Below are 17,153 nucleotides of genomic sequence, written 5' to 3' on the forward strand. Positions count from 1 at the left end.
CGAACCAGCGGGCGGATCAGGTCAGTTGAGGCGGCGGGCGACGAGGTGCAGCCGGTCGGCGTCCGTGACGGCGCCCGGCGCATCGCCCTCGCGCCACTCCGGTTCCGTACGCGGACCCGGGCCGTCGTACAGGGCGAGCACCTCGAAGCCGTGGCTCGCCACCATGTGCCGCAGCTCCAGGGGGAAAAGGAGCCGCCAGGCGGACCGCTGCTCGGCCGGCTCGGACCCGTCATCGGCGGTCCACACCCGGGTGCGGCGCAGGAGTTGCGCGGTGCGGTCGACGTACAGGGTGGTGGTGGACTCGTACGCGACGCCCCGCCAGGTGAATCCGTTGACGCGCGGCGCGTCCAGGAGCTCCGTGCGGCCGAGGAAGAACGCGCCGTTGCGCATCTCCGCGACCAGGAGCCCGCCGGGCGCGAGGCTGCGGCGCACCGAGGCGAGGCAGCCGTCGAGCTCGGCGTTGGTGTGGCAGTAGAGCAGCGCGCTGTCCAGACACACCACGGCGTCGAACTCCCGCCCAGGCAAAGCGAATTGGCGCAGGTCGGCCCGGACGTACTCCGGTCCGGGGTGCTGGGCGCGGGCGTACGCGAGCATCGCGTCGGAGAGGTCCGCGCCGGTGACCGTACGGCCCGCGCGGTGCAGGTGCGCGGCGTCGCGGCCGGTGCCGCAGCCCAGGTCGAGGACGCGGGGGCCCGCCCCGTACCGGCGCAGACAGTCCTCGGCCCAGCGCCCGGCGAGCCGCTCGGGGTCGGGGAAGCGGGCCTCGTACAGCTCGGGGTTGTCGGTCAGGAGGTTCGCGGTCGCGGGCTGCGACAGGGGCTCGCTCATGCCGCCACCGTCACGGTCCGCGTGGGGGAGGGGAGGGCCTCGCGCCGGTGCAGCCAGGCCACCGCGCCGGCCGAGACGAGGCCGAAGGCCAGGCAGCACGCCCAGGGCAGCAGGGCGAGGCCGGTGCGCGCGCCGGTGTCCATGGCCCAGCCGACGAGTGCGTTGCCGACGGCGGCCGCGATGCCCGAGACCACGTAGAACAGGCCGAAGTACGTGCCGGTGAGTTCGGGGCGGCCGAAGCCCGGGATCAGCTCCATCACGAACGGCGAGGCGATCATCACCCCGAGGTAGAGCAGCAGCGCCCCGGCGAGCACGGGCAGCGCGCGCAGCGCGGCCTCCGCCACCCCGCCGGGCGCGCCCTCGTACAGCGTCACCGCCATCGGCGGCACGAACGACAGGCCCATCAGGGCGAGCCCGAGGCTGATCCAACGCGCCCTGCTGCCACGGGACTTGAGCCTGCGGGTGAGGCGCAGCTGCAGCCACAGGTTGGTGAGGGTGCCGACGAGGAAGACGATCCCGGCGGCCCCGTCCCAGCCGGTGGCACGCCGCGCGCCGTCCGGGAGCAGCAGATACAGCTGGTTCTCCATGGTGAACAGCCCGACCATGGCGAGCGCGAACGCCACGAAGCGCCGGTTGCCCACGACCTCCCGCCAGTCCGCGACGACGCTGTTCCCGCTGGCGGCGACCTCGCGGGCGGGCAGGACGAGGGCCTGCGCGACGGTGAGGACGGCGAAGATCCCGGCGGCGGTGAGCGCGGAGGTGCGGAAGTCCACGAGCAGCAGCGCGCTGCCGAGCAGCGGTCCGATCAGCGCGCCCGTCGTCGCGAACACGTTGAACAGGGCGAACGCCTCCGCCTTCCGCTCGCCCGCCGCCAGGGCCAGATAGGCGCGTACGGCCGGGTTGAACAGCGCCCCGGCGAGCCCGCTGAGCACAGAGGCGGCGAGCAGTACGGCGAGTCCGTCGCCGAGCGCGAACAGGCCGAAGCCGACGGTGCGCAGCGCACACCCGGCGATGATCACGCCGCGTGCGCCGAGCCGGTCAGCGGCTGAACCGCCGATCAGGAACAGGCCCTGCTGGCTGAGGTTGCGCACCCCGAGCACGATCCCGACGACCGCCGCGGAGAGCCCGAGGTCGTCGCTCAGGTGCAGGGCGAGATAGGGGACGAGGAGGTAGAAGCCGGTGTTGACGCCGAGCTGGTTGACCAGGAGCAGACGGATGGCGAGCGGAAAGCCGCGCATCTCGCGCAACGCGTTCACGACCGCACCCCCGGCCGCTCGACGACCCCAAGTCCCGTGCTGTCAGGGGCGGTTACGGTGCCGTCCGCGCCGCCGATGCCCGTCCACGGGTCGTCGGCGAGCAGCAGATGCCCGTCCAGGTCGACCCAACGGGCCCGGTCGACGAGGTGCACGGCCGGTGCGATGCCGAGCGTGCTGGCCGTCAGACAGCCCACCATCAGCGCGGTGCCCGTGCCCTCGACGAGCCCGGCGATCCGCAGCGCGGCGCCCACCCCGCCGCACTTGGCGAGCTTCACGTTCACGCCATGCACACGCCCCGCCAGGCGTCGGGCGTCCTCGACGTCGACGGCGTCCTCGTCCGCGATCACCGGCAGCGGCGAGCCCTCGGCGAGCCGGGCGAGGTCTTCCGGAGTGCCGGGCGGCAGTGGCTGCTCGACCGCCTCCACGCCCAACTCGGCGTACTGCGGCAGGAGTTGGCAGGCGGTGTGGAAGGACCAGGCGCCGTTGGGGTCGAGGAGCAGCCGTGCCTCGGGCGCCGCGGCGCGCACGGCGCGTACCCGCTCCAGGTCGTCCGCCGGGTCCGGGGCGCCGGCCTTCAGCTTGAGGACGGAGAACCCGGCGCGGGCCAGCTCGGCGGCCTGGGCCGCGGCGCTCTCCGGGGCGGTGATGCCGATGGTGCGGGCGGTCGCGGCGCGGGGCCGGCCGGAGGCTGCACCGATGAGCCGGTGGACGGGGACGCCGGCACGCTTGCCGACCAGGTCGAGCAGCGCGGACTCCACCGCGGCGGTCACGCTCGGCGGCACACCGGGGCGGCCGCACTCGGGCCCGTCCCGCAGCGCTTCGAGGGCGCTCTCCGGACCGGCGAAGCCGCTCAACCACCGCGCCTGGTCGTGCAGTTGACGCTCAAGGGTCGCCGCGTCCAGGCCGTAGTACACGCTGCTGACGGCCTCGCCGTGGCCGCGCTGCCCGTCATGCTCGACGGTCAGCCACACCGCGTCGCGGGCGGCCATGGTGGAGCGTGATATTCGCAGAGGTTCGGTGAGGTGGAGGCGCACGGTGCGCAGGTGTGACTTCACAGCTGGTCTTCCACGGGAGGGACGGGGCCGGACGCCTGAGCGCCGACGGTTTCGACAGGGACGCCGACGGTTTCGATACGGGCGGCGAGCGGACCGGAGGAGGGCTGGGCCGTCGGTTCGGCGGGCGAACCGGAAGGGGGTCGGGGCGTCGTTTCGGCGAGCGGATCGGCGACGGTCCGGCACCGCACCCAGCCGGTCGCCTCCACGGCGCGCGCGTACGGGATCTCGACGGGCCGTACGGCCGCGGTGGCGCGGTCGATGCCGTGCGCGGCGGCGAAGTCGTCGTCGTACACGCTGTTCAGGTAGCGGTGCGGGCCGTCGGGGAAGACCGTGGCGACCACCGCGCCGGGGTGCACGCGGGCCGCCCAGGCGGCGACGAGGGCCGCGGCCCCGGTGCTCCAGCCGCCGCTGACGAACGCCCCGGAGGCCAGGCGGCGGCAGGCGTCGGCGGCCTCGGCGGGACCCACCCAGTGGACCTCGTCGAACGCTTCGTAGGCGACGTTGCGCGGGTGGATGGAGCTGCCGAGGCCCCGCATCAGACGGGGCCGTGCGGGCTGCCCGAAGATCGTCGAACCGGTGGCGTCCACGCCGATGAGCCGCAGGTCCGGCCAGTGCCGGCGCAGCGGACCGATCACGCCCGCACTGTGCCCACCCGTGCCGACGCTGCACACCAGCACGTCCAAGTGGTCGAGTTGCGCGGCGAGTTCGGCCGCGAGCGAGGCGTAACCCGCCGTGTTGTCGGGGTTGTTGTACTGGTCCGGCCAGTACGCGCCCGGCAGCACCGCAAGCAGCTCCCGCAGCCTCGCCAGCCGCGCCGCCTGCCAGCCGCCCTTCGCCGCCGGGCGGTCGACGATCTCCAGGCGCGCGCCGTGGGCCCGCAGCAACTGCCGCATGGACGGCTCCAGTTCGGCATCGCCCACCAGGACGATCGGATGGCCGAGCGCCTGACCGGCGAAGGCCAGGCCGACGCCCAGCGTCCCCGAGGTGGACTCCACCACCGGCGCGCCGGGCCGCAGCTCACCGCGCTCACGCGCGCCGAGCAGCATCGACACGGCCGCCCGCGCCTTCATGCCGCCCGCCCCGAGGCCCTCCAGCTTCGCCCAGAAACCCGGCTGCGGACAGGGCAGGTCGACGCCCACCCGAGCCAGCGGCGTACCCCCGAGCAGACGCAGCAACTCCCGGTTGCCAGAAGGGTGTTGAAGCCTCGGGGCGGTCGGGCCCGCCGTGGTCAGGGCGGTCATCGGACACCTCCGTAGCGGTGGATCACACCGGGCCCGCCGTCCAGCCAGAAGAACGGGTACGGCTCGGCGCACACCGCGCTCACCCCGGCGCCGATCAGCCGTGGCAGCACCGCGCTCCCCGTCTGCGCGAACATCACCAGCGGCTTGCCGTGCCGCTGCGCATGCTCGCGCAACGGCTCGAAACTGCCGTTGCCGAGCGTCATCCCCGAGGCGAGCACCGCGTCACACCGCTCCAACCCGGCCCCCGCGTCCGTCGTCACGGGCTCGCCCCACTCGGTCGTACCGCCCTTGAGGTCACACGGGACGTACGAGAACCCGCGCGCCCGCAACGCTTCGAGCAGCGAGTTGACGACGCCCACCACGAGCACGGTCGCCCCCGGCGCGGCGTCGACCAGATCCACCACGGCCCGCGCCCGCGCCCGCGACTTCTCCAGGGAGCCGCCGGCCGGGAGTGCGAAGGGCCGTGCGCCGTGCTCGGGGCGGTGCGGCAGGGCGCGCAGCAGATACGCGTCCAGGGCCGCGACCCGCACCGAAAGCCGTGCGTGGCCCAGGAGTTGGGCCACGTCCGCGCCCACGCACTCCTCCACCGCCCCGTCGGACAGCTCGCCCGGCTCGACCGCGCACGAGCCGACGGCCTCGCCGAGGCGCAGGCTGAGCACCTCGTTGCGGTAGCCGCCGCTGCGCCCCTCATGGCGTACGGCCTGCCGCGTCGTGAACGCCACCGACACCCGCTCACCCCGCGGATCCGGCCCGAACTCCCCACGCAACACCCCCGCCACGAGCGCGTCGTACGAGGCGGCAGTCGTCCGTACGCCGACGACCTCACCGCCCGCAACCGGCACGCCCGCGACCTGCACACCCGTGACCGCGCTCATCGGGCGGCCACCACCTTCGGGCAGAGCGCGGCGAGCAGTTCCTCGACCCGCTTACGCGCGCCGGGCCCGTCGGTGTCGCCGGCCATGACGTGGCCGAGGTACTCGTTGTTGCTGCCCGCGGCCTTCACCGCCTTGCCCGGCTCGGCCAGCTGAAGCTCCAACAGCCCCTCGGCGGACCGGACTTGCTCGGCCCCCGCGACCTCCGCGAGCGTCCCCGCGCCGTCCGGGACGAGGAACCCGATCGCGGCGCTGCTCAGGCCCGTCGCCCGGTGCTCCAGGTCGGGCGCGCGGCCGAGGGCGACGTCCACCGCGGCGGCGGCGAGATCGACCCCGGTGACGTGCCGGACGAGCTCGGTGATGCGGTTGCCCGCGGGCCGCGGGTTGACCTCGACGACGCGCGGCCCCGCGGCGGTCAACTTGATCTCGGTGTGCGCCACCACCTCGTCCAGACCCAGCGCGAGGACGGCGTCGCGGGCGGTCCGCGCGGCGGCATCCGCGTCCGAACCCGCAAGCGCCGCAGGGAACATGTGGCCCGTCTCGATGAACGCTGGCGCGCCGCCCACGCTCTTGTCGGTCACCCCGACGACCTGCACGGCCCCGCCGTACGACACGGTCTCCACACTCACCTCGGGACCGTCGAGCAGCTCCTCCAGGAGTACGACGGGATCGCGGCGCTGGCCCCGGGCGTTGACCGGGAACTCGGTGAGCGCACGGTGCGCGCGGGCGAGCTCCGCCTCGTCGTCGACCCGCCGCACGAACATCCCCGCACACAGGTCCACAGGCTTGAGCACCAGCGGAAAGCCCAGGTCACGGGCCGCCTCCTGGGCCGCGGCCAGGCCCGTGCACACCGCGAACCGCGGCCCCGGCACCCCGGCCCCGGCCAGGACGTGGCGCGTCACGTCCTTGCGGCAGGCGCTCTGCACGGCCTCGGCGGTGGGACCGGGAAGGCCGAGCCGGTCGGCGATCCGGGCGACGGTCGGCAGGTAGTAGTCGCAGGAGGTGATCACCCCGTCGAAGCCGAGGGCCCCGTGCGTCCGCTCCACGAACGGCAGCAGCGCGTCCACGTCGTTGGTCTCGGCGGTCAGCACGTGCCGCGCGCCGAGCAGCGGGTGCGCGACGCCCTCGGGGGCCGAGCGCAGGTAGTGGTGCAGCTCACGCGTGAGGAACGTGAACTCGTGCCCGGCCTCGCGGACGGCCCGTGGCAGCAGCCTGCTCATCGATCCCACCCAGCTCTCGACCATCAGCAGATGTGCCACAACGTCCCCTTTTCACCGCTTGATTGAGCATGGAGGCCCTGGAGCCGACGGCCTGAGACCGGCCCGTCGGCTTGACCGAGAGGGACCTTATCGACAATCGTTTTCATTGTCATCTGATGCTGCCTCGGCTGCGCGGCTTCCGGCTGCCCGGCTCGGCCTGCCCGGCTTCCGGCTGTCCGGCTTCTGCCTGCCTGACTTCCGCGGCGGCATCGCCCCCTGCCCGGAAACGCGAGACCCGACCCGTGCCCCCTGCCGTACGCCCCCGCCGCGCCGCGCTCTGCGCCGTCACCGCCCTCACAGCTCTCACCGCCGTCGTCGTCACGCCGGCCCCGGCAACCCCAGCCACCTCCGCGGCCACTGCCGCTTTTCCCGCCTCCGCAGCCAAGCCCGCAGCGCATGGGGAGCCGCTTGAACTCCGCTTCGGGGCCTGCCCGGAGTCGGTTCCCGAGCCGCCCGCCCCCGACCGGGTGGAGTGCGGCGAGCTCGCCGTGCCCCTCGACCACGAGAAGCCGCACGGCGAGCGCATACGCATCGCCGTCTCCCGCGTGCCGGCCTCCGGCACCCCCGCCGAGCGGCGCGGCGTCCTGCTCGTCAACCCCGGAGGGCCGGGCGGATCCGGACTGCCGTACGCCGTCACGAAGCGCGCGAAGCTCCCCGCGAGCGTGCGCCGCGCGTACGACGTCATCGGCTTCGACCCGCGCGGCACCGGACGCAGCGCACCTGCCGACTGCGGACCGATGGGCGGGCTCTTCGAGCAGCCGGGCGCCGACCCGGTGCCGGTCGGGCCGGAGGCGGAGGTCGCGTATCTGAAGTCCCTCGACCGGATGGCGGACGACTGCGCCGACGGCGTCGGCGACGCCCTGCCGCATCTGTCGACCGCCGAGACCGCCCGCGACATGGACGCGATCCGCGCCGCGCTCGGCGAACCGCGCACCCACTTCCTCGGCGTCTCCTACGGCAGCTACCTGGGCGCGGCCTACGCCCACCTGTTCCCGCACCGCGTCGGCCGGATGGTGCTCGACAGCGTGGTCGGCCCGGGGTCCTGGTACGACTTCGACGTCCGCCAGAGCCGTGAACTCCTGCGCCAGCGCGCCGTGTTCTTCGCCTGGGCCGCCCGGAACGAGTCCCGCTTCGGGCTCGGCGGCACGGCGGCCGACGTACGGGACGCCTACGAGCACACCCGCCGCGGGCTCGCCGACAGACCTCAACAGGGTTTCGGCGCAGCCGAGTTCGACCGCGCTGTGTACCGCGCGCTCGGCCGCACCGAGCGCTGGCAGCCGCTCGCCGACGGCATCCGCGCGTATCTGCGGGACGGCGACGCCGCGCGACTGCGCCCCGCCGACCCGCACGACAGCCCCGCCTCACGCACCTTCGAGGCCGCCAACCGCACCGTGAAGTGCGCCGACGGGCCCGGCCCGACGCCCGCCCGGATCCTCGCCGACCTGCACAGCGCCCGCCGCGCCGACCCGCTCCCCGTCCTCACCGGCATGGAGGCGTCCACCTGCGCATACTGGCACCACCGGCCGACCCGGCACACCCCGCTCGGCAGCCCCGACGCCCCGCCCGTGCTCCTCGTCGCCTCCGAGCACGACCCCGTCACACCCGTCGAGGGCGCACACCGGCTCGCCGAACGCCTCCCGGGATCGCGGCTCGTCACCCTCCACGACGACTACTCGCACGGCGTGTTCGCCAGCCGCGGCAACGCCTGCGTGGACGGGACGGCGGCCGCGTACCTCGTCGACGGCACGCTGCCGGACGCCGACGTGCACTGCACGGGTCCCGGCCTGCCCGAGCCGACCCCCTGACCCCCACTCGCCGACCGACACGACCCGCCACGATCTGTGACGACCCGTCAAGACCTGAGTCACGAACCGGAGATGCCCCATGGTCCACCCCCTGCCCCCGACGTACACCGTCCGCCCCGCGACCCCGGCCGACGTGCCCGGCGCGCGCCGCCTGATGCTCGACACCTTCTACCGGGACTTCGGCTACGGCTACGTCCCCGCCTGGCACCGCGACGTCATCGCTGTCGAGGAGACCTATCTGGACGACCCGCGCCACCTGCTCCTCGTCGCCCTGCACGCGGGGGAGGTGGTGGCGACGACGGGTGTGCGCTCCGAAGGCCCCGCCCATCCGCCGCACCCCCGCTGGCTCGTCGAGCGCTACCCCTCCGGCAGCACCGCCCAGCTCGTCCGGGTCTATGTGCACCCCGACCACCGGCGCTCCGGCCTCGCCCGTGCCCTGGTGCGGCAGGCCTGCGACTTCGCCGCGACAACCCCCGGGTACGACAGCGTCTACCTGCACACCAACGTCAACGCACCGGGCGCCGAGGCCTTCTGGCGCAGCCTGGCCGAGGAGGTCTTCGACGCCCGCCCGACCGGCGAACACGGGCCCGGGGTGGGGACGGTGCACTTCGAGATGCCGATGCCTGCCCCGGCGGGGATTCCGGTGCCGACGGGAGTGCCGGTGCCGGCGGCGTAGCGGCCGCGTCGCCCCGTTCAGCCGTTGCGGTACAGGCTCGTGAGCAGCTCGACCACCGCCTGCGTCGCCGGGTGCGCGTCGTCCCGGCACCAGGCCAGGCGTACGGTGACGGGCTCGGCGTCCCGGACCGGGCGGTAGACGATGCCGGGCCGCGGGTACTGGTGCGCGGTGGCCTCCGCGGTCATGCCGACGCAGCGGCCGCCGGCGATCACCGTCAGCCAGTCGTCCACGTCGTGCGTGTCCTCGGTCCGCGGCCGTGCGCCCGGCGGCCACAGCTCGGCGGTGGTCGTGCCGGTGCGCCGGTCGACGAGGATCGTGCGCCCGTCGAGATCGGCCAGGCGGACCGAGCGGCGCCGCGCGAGCGGATCGTCGCTCGGCAGGGCGCACAGCCTCCGCTCGAGCCCGACGATCGCCGAGTCGAACCGCCGCTCCTCCAGGGGCCTGCGCACCACCGCCAGGTCGCAGGCCCCTTCCGCGAGCCCGGCCGTCGCCGAGTTGACCCGGCCCAGGCGCAGCTCCGTGCCGGGGTGCGCCTGGGCCCAGCGGCGCTGGAACGCGGCCGTGTGCCGGCCGAGCGCCGCCCACGCATAGCCGACCCGCAGCAGGGTGTGGCCCGACGTGGCCTCCTCGACCAGGGCCTGCGCCTCGCCGAGTACGCGCCGCGCCTGCGCCACCACGCGCAGGCCGGTCGCGGTGGGCGCCACCTCGCGCGAGGTGCGCCTCAACAGCCTTACGCCCAGGGCGCGTTCGAGCGAGGCGAGCGTACGGGAGACCGCCGCCTGGGAGACGCCGAGCGCGATGGCGGCGTCGGTGAAGCTGCCCTCGTCGACGATCGCGACGAGACAGCGCAGCTGCCGCAACTCCAGATCCATGACGCCAGCGTATAGACGGGCCGTGAGGTGCATTTTGCGTATGCCCGGGGCGGGCGGAGTCTCGGACCATGCGAGCCTCCCGCGCCTCCACACCCGCGTCCCCGCGCCTTATGTGCCTTCGCCCTGTGTCGCCTCGGCCCACGGCAGCGCTGCGTTCTATGTCGCCCAGCCATATGTCGCTTCGCCCTATGTCGCTTCCCCGCGTGTTGCCGCGCCCTATGTCGCTGCGACACATGTCGCCTCGCTCCACGAGTCCGGCCGGTGCTCCGGGCGGCCCGGCCCGTGAGCGGGTCGCCGGTGTGGCCGCGATGCTCGGCAGCGGCCTCTCCAACCAGACCGGTGCCGCTATCGGCTCCCTCGCCTTCCCCGTCCTCGGCCCGCTGGGCGTCGTGGCGGTACGGCAGTACGTCGCCGCACTCGTCCTTCTCGCCGTCGGCAGGCCGCAGTTGAGGGCGTACACCTGGGCGCAGTGGCGGCCCATGCTGCTGCTCGCCGTGGTGTTCGGCACCATGAACCTGTCCCTGTACAGCGCCATCGACCGCATCGGACTCGGCCTCGCCGTCACCCTGGAGTTCCTCGGCCCGCTGACCGTCGCCCTCGCCGCCGTGCGCCGCCGCGTGGATGCCTGCTGTGCGGTGATCGCGGCGGGCGGCGTGGTCGTCCTGATGCGGCCGCAGCCGTCCGCCGACTACCTCGGGATGGGGCTCGGCCTGCTCGCCGCCGCCTGCTGGGCCGCGTACATCCTGCTCAACCGGACCGTCGGCCGCCGCGTCCCGGGCGCGCAGGGCAGCGCGGTCGCGGCCGGGGTCTCGGCGCTGATGTTCCTGCCCGTCGGACTCGTCGTGGTGCTGCGGCAGCCGCCGACGCTCGCGGCGGTCGGGTGCGCGGTCGTCGCAGGGCTGCTCTCGTCGGCGGTCCCGTACCTCTCGGACCTGTTCACGCTGCGGCGCGTACCGGCCCAGGCCTTCGGCCTGTTCATGAGCGTCAACCCGGTGCTCGCCGCGCTCGTCGGCTGGATCGGCCTCGGGCAGCGCCTCGGCCTGACGGAGTGGGCGAGCATCGGCGCGATCGTCGCCGCCAACAGCCTGAGCATGCTGACCCGGCGCTGAGCAGCCCTGACGCCGCCGGCGTCAAGGCGGCTGCCAGGCGTAACAAACCCGGGCCCCTTTCTTCCCCCGGTGGGAAAATAACCGCAATGAGCGAATTGCGGCGTTCCTCGACTCGGTCCGGACAGGGGTGGGGCCCACCGCGCCGTTCGTCTGGGCAGCGGCTGCGGTCGCTGCTGAGCCCGAGGAGCGTCGCAGGGCAGGTCTTCCTGCTCCAGCTCGGGGTGATCCTGCTCCTGGTGATCGCGACGGTCGTGGCGCTCGTACTGCAGGCCCGGCACGAGAGCACCCAGGCCGCCCGCGACCGGGTCCTCAGCACCGGCGAGGCGTTCGCGAACGCGCCGGACACGGCCGCCGCGCTGGACGGCCCCGACCCGACCGCCGTACTGCAGCCCCGAGCCGAGGCGGCCCGTAAGCGGTCCGGGGTCGACAACATCGTCGTGTCGACGCCCGAGGGCATCCGCATCACCCACCGCGAACCGGAGCTGATCGGCGAACATGTGGTCGGGCACTACAAGGAAGCGGCCCGTGGTGAGGTCCTCACCGAGATCGACGAGGGGCCGCTCGGACTCACCGTGTACGCGACCGTGCCCGTCTTCCGCCCCGACGGCTCGGTCGCCGGCATCGTCCTCCCCGAGATCACCGTCGAGAACGTCAACGAGGCCGTCGGACAGCAACTGCCGGTGATCTTCGCCGCCGCGGCCGGGGCGCTCCTGCTCGCCGCGACCGGCGCGGCCCTGGTGAGCGGCCGGCTCCGCCGGCAGACCCGCGGCCTCGGCCCGACCGAGATCACGCGGATGTACGAGCACCATGACGCGGTTCTGCACTCGGTCCGCGAAGGCGTCCTGATCGTCGGCGGCGACGGGCGGCTGCTCCTCGCCAACGACGAGGCCCGCCGCCTGCTCGACCTGCCCGAGGACGCCGAGGGGCGCGAGCTCGCCGACCTCGGCCTGACGCCCGGCATCGGCCAGTCCCTGTCCGCCGGGCGCGCCGCATCCGACGAGGTGCACCTGTCGGGCGACCGGCTGCTCGCCGTCAACGTGCGCCCCGTCGACCCGCACGGCAGCCCGTCCGGCAACCCCTCCGGCAGCGTCGCCACCCTCCGCGACACCACCGAACTGCAGGTCCTGACCGGCCGCGCCGAGGTCGCCCGCGAACGCCTCCAGCTCCTCTACGACGCGGGCGTACGGGTCGGCACCACCCTGGACGTCGTCCGCACCGCCGAGGAGGTGGCGCAGGTGGCGGTCGGCAGGTTCGCCGACGTCGTCACTGTCGAGCTGCTCGACCCGGTGCTGCGCGGCGAGGAGCCGGAGCAGGGCGCGTTCCTGGAGATGCGCCGCACGGCCCTGGTCGGTCTGGAAGGGGAGCACCCGCTCTACCCCGTCGGCGAGCTGATCCACTTCGTGCCGTCCGCCCCCGCGGCCGTCGGCATCCTCCAGGGCCATGCCGTACTGGCACGGGATCTGGTCGCCGACCAGGACTGGCAGGCGCAGGACCCGGAGCGTGTCCGGGAGGTCCTGGAACAGGGCTTCCACTCGCTGATCTCGGCGCCCCTCGCCGCCCGGGGGAGGAACCTGGGGAACACCACCTTCTGGCGCCGGGGCGCTTCCCCGCCCTTCGACGAGGACGACACGTCGTTCGCCGAGGAGCTCGCGGCGCGGGCGGCCGTGGCCGTCGACAACGCCCGCCGCTACACCCGCGAGCACACCCTCGCCGTCACCCTGCAGCGCAGCCTGCTGCCGCGCGCCCTGCCCGAGCAGTCCGCGCTCCATGTGGCCCACCGCTACCTTCCGGCGCAAGGAGGTGTGGGCGGCGACTGGTTCGACGTGATCCCGCTGCCGGGCGCGCGCGTCGCCCTCGTCGTCGGCGACGTCGTGGGGCACGGGCTGCACGCCGCCGCCACCATGGGCCGGCTGCGCACCGCCGTGCACAACTTCTCCTCGCTCGACCTGCCGCCCGACGAACTCCTCGCCCACCTGGACGAGTTGGTGGCCGGTATCGACACCGAGGAGGTCACCGAGTCCGACGCACCGGACGTCACCGGGGCCACCTGCCTGTACGCCGTCTACGACCCGGTCGACGGCGTGTGCACCGTGGCCCGCGCCGGACACCTCGGCCCCGCGCTCGTCCACCCCGACGGCTCCGTCGCCTTCCCCGACGTGCCCGTCTCGCCGCCCCTCGGGCTCGGCGGCGGGATGCCCGTCGAGACGGCGACGCTGCGGCTCCCGGCCGACTCCCGGCTCGTCCTCTTCACCGACGGCCTGATCGAGCGCCGCGACCGTGACATCGACGTCGGCCTCGCCCTGCTGCACGACGCCCTCGCCGGGCACCCCGACCGTGACCCGGAGAAGACCTGCACCGCCGTCGTCGACGCACTGCGCCCCGACCACCCCCTCGACGACATCGCGCTCCTTGTGGCCCGCACCCGTCTGCTCGACCCGGACCAGGTCGCCGTCTGGGACGTGCCGGACGACCCCGCCGCCGTCCCCCGCATCCGCGGCGAGGTCGCCCGGCGCCTCGCGGACTGGGAGCTCGACGAGATCGCGTTCACGACCGAGCTGATCGTCAGCGAACTCGTCACGAACGCCATCCGGTACGGCATCCAGCCCGCCCGCCTGCGCCTCCTGTACGACGCCAACAGCCTGATCTGCGAGGTGGCGGACGCCAGCAGCACCTCGCCCCACCTGCGCCGCGCGGCCACCACCGATGAGGGCGGGCGCGGCCTGTTCCTGGTGGCCCAGTGCGGCACCCGCTGGGGCACGCGCTACACCGCCCGCGGCAAGGTCATCTGGGCCGAACAGTCCCTGCACGACACGGCCGCCGAACCGGAGACGTCTGCGGCCGACCTGCTCGACCAGTGGGCGGACGACGAACTCTGAGGCCCGAGCGCCGGGGCCCAACTCGGCGTCTGTGTCGGGTGGTTGGGTCGATGGCGTGGGGCGCCCGCCGTACAACGCAAAGCCGGCCCGACCCCCGTCGGGGTCGAGCCGGCCTCGTAGGGGCGTGCGCGTGGGTCAGTCCGTGCCGAACTCCATGGCCGCGCGGTCCAGGGCCTCGTCCTCGCCGGAGACCTCGCCGCGGGAGGCGATGGCTTCGGCGCCGCCCTCCGGCATGTCCGGCATCGTGCCGATCAGGCCCGTCGCAGCGGCCTGGTCCGCGCCGATGGACGGCGTGGAGGTGCCGATCAGGCCGATACCCGCGTACTGCTCCAGCTTCGCGCGGGAGTCGGCGATGTCCAGGTTGCGCATGGTGAGCTGGCCGATGCGGTCGAGGGGGCCGAAGGCCGAGTCCTCGGTGCGCTCCATGGACAGCTTGTCCGGGTGGTAGCTGAACGCCGGGCCCGTGGTGTCGAGGATCGAGTAGTCCTCGCCGCGCCGCAGGCGGAGCGTGACCTCGCCGGTGACGGCGGCGCCGACCCAGCGCTGCAGCGACTCACGGACCATCAGGGCCTGCGGGTCCAGCCAGCGGCCCTCGTACATCAGGCGGCCGAGACGCCGGCCCTCGTTGTGGTACTGGGCGAGGGTGTCCTCGTTGTGGATCGCGTTGACCAGGCGCTCGTACGCGGCGTGCAGCAGGGCCATGCCCGGCGCCTCGTAGATGCCGCGGCTCTTGGCCTCGATGATCCGGTTCTCGATCTGGTCCGACATGCCCATGCCGTGGCGGCCGCCGATGGCGTTGGCCTCCATCACCAGGGCGACGGCCGACTCGAACTTCTGGCCGTTGATGGTGACCGGGCGGCCCTGCTCGAAGCCGATCGTCACGTCCTCGGCGGCGATCTCGACCGACGGGTCCCAGAACCGCACGCCCATGATGGGCTCCACGGTCTCCACGCCGGTGTCCAGGTGCTCGAGGGTCTTGGCCTCGTGCGTGGCGCCCCAGATGTTGGCGTCCGTCGAGTACGCCTTCTCCGTGCTGTCGCGGTACGGGAGGTCGTGGGCGACGAGCCACTCCGACATCTCCTTGCGGCCGCCGAGCTCCGTCACGAAGTCGGCGTCCAGCCACGGCTTGTAGATCCGCAGGTGCGGGTTGGCGAGCAGCCCGTACCGGTAGAACCGCTCGATGTCGTTGCCCTTGAACGTGGAGCCGTCGCCCCAGATCTGGACATTGTCCTCGAGCATCGCCCGGACCAGGAGGGTGCCGGTGACGGCGCGGCCGAGCGGGGTGGTGTTGAAGTACGCACGGCCGCCGGAGCGGATGTGGAACGCGCCGCAGGTGAGCGCCGCCAGACCCTCCTCGACCAGGGCCGCGCGGCAGTCGACCAGACGCGCGATCTCGGCGCCGTAGGTCTTCGCACGGCCGGGCACCGAGGCGATGTCGGGCTCGTCGTACTGGCCGATGTCGGCGGTGTAGGTGCACGGCACGGCACCCTTGTCGCGCATCCACGCGACCGCGACGGACGTGTCGAGACCGCCCGAGAAGGCGATGCCGACGCGCTCGCCGGCCGGAAGGGAAGTGAGGACCTTGGACATAGGAAGATTATGCATCGAGACGCATGGTCATGCAAAGTCGAGGTGCCGGTCCAATTTCCGGTCCGTTTCCGGGGCCGATTACGGGCCACTGTCCGGCCCGGCTCGCCCTGTTCACTTCACTCTGCCTGCCCGGACGGCAGTCCGCCCGCCCGGACGGGGTGCGCGGGCGGACTGCCGGAAGCCGGGGCCCTGTGCGAGCTACACGATGCCCTGCGCCTGCATGGCGTCGGCGACGCGCAGGAAGCCGGCGATGTTCGCGCCCAGGACGTAGTCGTCGGCGGAGCCGCCGTACTCCTCGGCGGTCCTGCGGCACTCGGCGTGGACGTCGCGCATCACGGCGGCGAGGCGGGTCTCGGTCTGCTCGAAGGTCCAGCGGTCGCGGGACGCGTTCTGCTGCATCTCCAGGGCCGAGGTGGCGACCCCGCCCGCGTTGGCGGCCTTGCCGGGGCCGAAGAGGACGCCGGCCTCGCCGAACACCTCGACGGCCTCCGGGGTGGAGGGCATGTTCGCGCCCTCGACCACGGCGAGCACGCCGTTCTTGGTGAGTGAGAGGGCCTCCTCGCGGCCGATCTCGTTCTGCGTGGCGCACGGCAGGGCCACGTCGCACGGCACGTCGTAGAGCGTGCCGCGGTCCGAGAAGCGGGCGCTCTGCTTCACCTCGGCGTAGACGGAGAGCCGCTCGCGCCGGATTTCCTTGAGCTCCTTGAGGAGTTCGAGGTCGACGCCGCCCTCGTCGACCACGTAGCCGGAGGAGTCCGAGCAGGCCACCACCGTGCCGCCGAGGGCGTGCACCTTCTCGATCGCGTACAGGGCGACGTTGCCGGAGCCGGAGACCACGACCCGGCGGCCGTCGAAGGACTTGCCGCGGGTGGCGAGCATCTCCTCGGCGAAGAACACCGTGCCGTAGCCGGTCGCCTCGGTGCGGGCGTGCGAGCCGCCCCAGGCGACCGGCTTGCCCGTCAACACCCCCGCGTCGAAGCGGTTGGTGAGGCGCTTGTACTGGCCGAAGAGGTAGCCGATCTCGCGGCCGCCGACGCCGATGTCACCGGCGGGCACGTCGGTGTTCTCGCCGATGTGGCGGTACAGCTCGGTCATGAACGACTGGCAGAACCGCATCACCTCGCCGTCCGAGCGGCCGCGCGGGTCGAAGTCCGAGCCGCCCTTGCCGCCGCCGATGCCCATTCCGGTCAACGCGTTCTTGAAGATCTGCTCGAACCCGAGGAACTTCACGATGCCCAGGTTGACGCTCGGGTGGAACCGGAGGCCGCCCTTGTACGGGCCGAGCGCGCTGTTGAACTCGACCCGGAAGCCCCGGTTGACCCGCACCGCGCCCTCGTCGTCCACCCACGGCACCCGGAACATGACCTGCCGCTCCGGCTCGCAGATCCGGTCGACGATCGCCCCGCGCACATACTCCGGGTGCCGCGCCAGGGCCGGGCCGAGGGAGTCGAGTACCTCGGTCACGGCCTGGTGGAATTCCGCCTCGCCTGGATTGCGCCTACGGACCTCCGCCAGGACGGCCTCGATGTGCGTGCTGACGTCCATGTGATGACTCTCGCTCTCTTGAACTCTGCTGTCGGCGCCGTGCGGGGCGGTTTGATCGATCACTTTTACCGTCTCGATCGTCGTCGCCGAACCCGCAGGTGGCAAGGGTGCACCGGGTGTGTGGCGCGCCACGCGGCCGGAAACCGGGGCTCGCGAGCGAGTCGTTCTC

13 protein-coding genes are annotated in these 17,153 nt (G+C 73.4%); 4 read left to right on the top strand and 9 right to left on the bottom strand.

The window, feature by feature from the left end; genetic code table 11:
- Nucleotides 1-21 precede the first annotated feature (21 nt).
- From QIS96_RS22175 to QIS96_RS22200, 6 genes are read right to left on the bottom strand one after another with little or no spacing between them, the layout of a single operon-like run.
- Nucleotides 22-828, bottom strand: a complete 807-nt coding sequence (locus QIS96_RS22175; RefSeq protein ID WP_282544432.1) for a class I SAM-dependent DNA methyltransferase — start codon at nt 826-828, stop codon at nt 22-24.
- Nucleotides 825-2,084 (bottom strand): MFS transporter, encoded by a 1,260-nt coding sequence (locus QIS96_RS22180; protein ID WP_282544433.1) that lies wholly within the window; start codon nt 2,082-2,084, stop codon nt 825-827. Before QIS96_RS22180 ends, QIS96_RS22175 begins: the two co-directional genes overlap by 4 nt.
- Nucleotides 2,081-3,139: a dipeptide epimerase gene (locus QIS96_RS22185; protein ID WP_282544434.1), complete on the bottom strand. Its 1,059-nt coding sequence runs from the start codon at nt 3,137-3,139 to the stop codon at nt 2,081-2,083. The genes QIS96_RS22180 and QIS96_RS22185 overlap by 4 nt, the downstream gene beginning before the upstream one ends.
- A complete protein-coding gene (locus tag QIS96_RS22190; protein ID WP_282544435.1) occupies nt 3,136-4,380 on the bottom strand; it encodes a PLP-dependent cysteine synthase family protein in 1,245 nt (414 codons plus the stop codon). Before QIS96_RS22190 ends, QIS96_RS22185 begins: the two co-directional genes overlap by 4 nt.
- A complete protein-coding gene (locus tag QIS96_RS22195) occupies nt 4,377-5,255 on the bottom strand; it encodes a Rossmann-like domain-containing protein (RefSeq protein WP_282544436.1) in 879 nt (292 codons plus the stop codon). The genes QIS96_RS22190 and QIS96_RS22195 overlap by 4 nt, the downstream gene beginning before the upstream one ends.
- A complete protein-coding gene (locus QIS96_RS22200; protein ID WP_282544437.1) occupies nt 5,252-6,511 on the bottom strand; it encodes an ATP-grasp domain-containing protein in 1,260 nt (419 codons plus the stop codon). Before QIS96_RS22200 ends, QIS96_RS22195 begins: the two co-directional genes overlap by 4 nt.
- Nucleotides 6,512-6,753: 242 nt before the next feature.
- On the opposite strand from QIS96_RS22200, the gene QIS96_RS22205 reads away from it, so the two are divergent.
- Complete coding sequence (locus tag QIS96_RS22205) at nt 6,754-8,316, top strand: alpha/beta hydrolase (RefSeq protein WP_282544438.1); 1,563 nt, start codon at nt 6,754-6,756, stop codon at nt 8,314-8,316.
- A 79-nt stretch (nt 8,317-8,395) separates the two neighbouring features.
- Nucleotides 8,396-8,992 carry a GNAT family N-acetyltransferase gene (locus QIS96_RS22210; RefSeq protein WP_282544439.1) on the top strand — a complete coding sequence of 199 codons (597 nt, stop codon included), beginning with the start codon at nt 8,396-8,398 and terminating at the stop codon, nt 8,990-8,992.
- Between the two features lie 17 nt (nt 8,993-9,009).
- Here the strand turns inward: QIS96_RS22210 and QIS96_RS22215 are convergent, their stop codons facing one another.
- The gene (locus QIS96_RS22215) at nt 9,010-9,864 is read right to left on the bottom strand and encodes a LysR family transcriptional regulator (RefSeq protein WP_282544440.1); all 855 of its coding nucleotides are present in this window, start codon (nt 9,862-9,864) and stop codon (nt 9,010-9,012) included.
- A gap of 233 nt (nt 9,865-10,097) precedes the next feature.
- Between QIS96_RS22215 and QIS96_RS22220 the strand changes: the two genes are divergently transcribed.
- Together QIS96_RS22220 and QIS96_RS22225 are read left to right on the top strand one after the other, a co-directional pair.
- The gene (locus QIS96_RS22220; protein ID WP_282544441.1) at nt 10,098-10,973 is read left to right on the top strand and encodes an EamA family transporter; all 876 of its coding nucleotides are present in this window, start codon (nt 10,098-10,100) and stop codon (nt 10,971-10,973) included.
- 86 nt (nt 10,974-11,059) lie between these two features.
- Nucleotides 11,060-13,849: a SpoIIE family protein phosphatase/ATP-binding protein gene (locus QIS96_RS22225; RefSeq protein ID WP_282544442.1), complete on the top strand. Its 2,790-nt coding sequence runs from the start codon at nt 11,060-11,062 to the stop codon at nt 13,847-13,849.
- Nucleotides 13,850-13,984: 135 nt separating this feature from the next.
- Here the strand turns inward: QIS96_RS22225 and argG are convergent, their stop codons facing one another.
- Together argG and gdhA are read right to left on the bottom strand one after the other, a co-directional pair.
- Nucleotides 13,985-15,439 (bottom strand): argininosuccinate synthase, encoded by a 1,455-nt coding sequence (gene argG, locus QIS96_RS22230; protein ID WP_282544443.1) that lies wholly within the window; start codon nt 15,437-15,439, stop codon nt 13,985-13,987.
- A 198-nt stretch (nt 15,440-15,637) separates the two neighbouring features.
- The gene (gene gdhA, locus QIS96_RS22235; RefSeq protein WP_282544444.1) at nt 15,638-16,984 is read right to left on the bottom strand and encodes an NADP-specific glutamate dehydrogenase; all 1,347 of its coding nucleotides are present in this window, start codon (nt 16,982-16,984) and stop codon (nt 15,638-15,640) included.
- Nucleotides 16,985-17,153 lie beyond the last annotated feature (169 nt).

Origin of the sequence: Streptomyces cavernicola (assembly GCF_029968035.1) — a bacterium.
GTDB lineage: Bacteria > Actinomycetota > Actinomycetes > Streptomycetales > Streptomycetaceae > Streptomyces > Streptomyces cavernicola.

Bases quoted from the DNA above. Each gene is read 5' to 3' on its own strand.
- QIS96_RS22175 (WP_282544432.1), bottom strand. From the start codon at position 828: ATGAGCGAGCCCCTGTCGCAGCCCGCGACCGCGAACCTCCTGACCGAC.
- gdhA (WP_282544444.1), bottom strand. From the start codon at position 16,984: ATGGACGTCAGCACGCACATCGAGGCCGTCCTGGCGGAGGTCCGTAGG.
- QIS96_RS22210 (WP_282544439.1), top strand. From the start codon at position 8,396: ATGGTCCACCCCCTGCCCCCGACGTACACCGTCCGCCCCGCGACCCCG.
- QIS96_RS22195 (WP_282544436.1), bottom strand. From the start codon at position 5,255: ATGAGCGCGGTCACGGGTGTGCAGGTCGCGGGCGTGCCGGTTGCGGGC.
- QIS96_RS22225 (WP_282544442.1), top strand. From the start codon at position 11,060: ATGAGCGAATTGCGGCGTTCCTCGACTCGGTCCGGACAGGGGTGGGGC.
- argG (WP_282544443.1), bottom strand. From the start codon at position 15,439: ATGTCCAAGGTCCTCACTTCCCTTCCGGCCGGCGAGCGCGTCGGCATC.
- QIS96_RS22190 (WP_282544435.1), bottom strand. From the start codon at position 4,380: ATGACCGCCCTGACCACGGCGGGCCCGACCGCCCCGAGGCTTCAACAC.
- QIS96_RS22215 (WP_282544440.1), bottom strand. From the start codon at position 9,864: ATGGATCTGGAGTTGCGGCAGCTGCGCTGTCTCGTCGCGATCGTCGAC.
- QIS96_RS22220 (WP_282544441.1), top strand. From the start codon at position 10,098: ATGTCGCCTCGCTCCACGAGTCCGGCCGGTGCTCCGGGCGGCCCGGCC.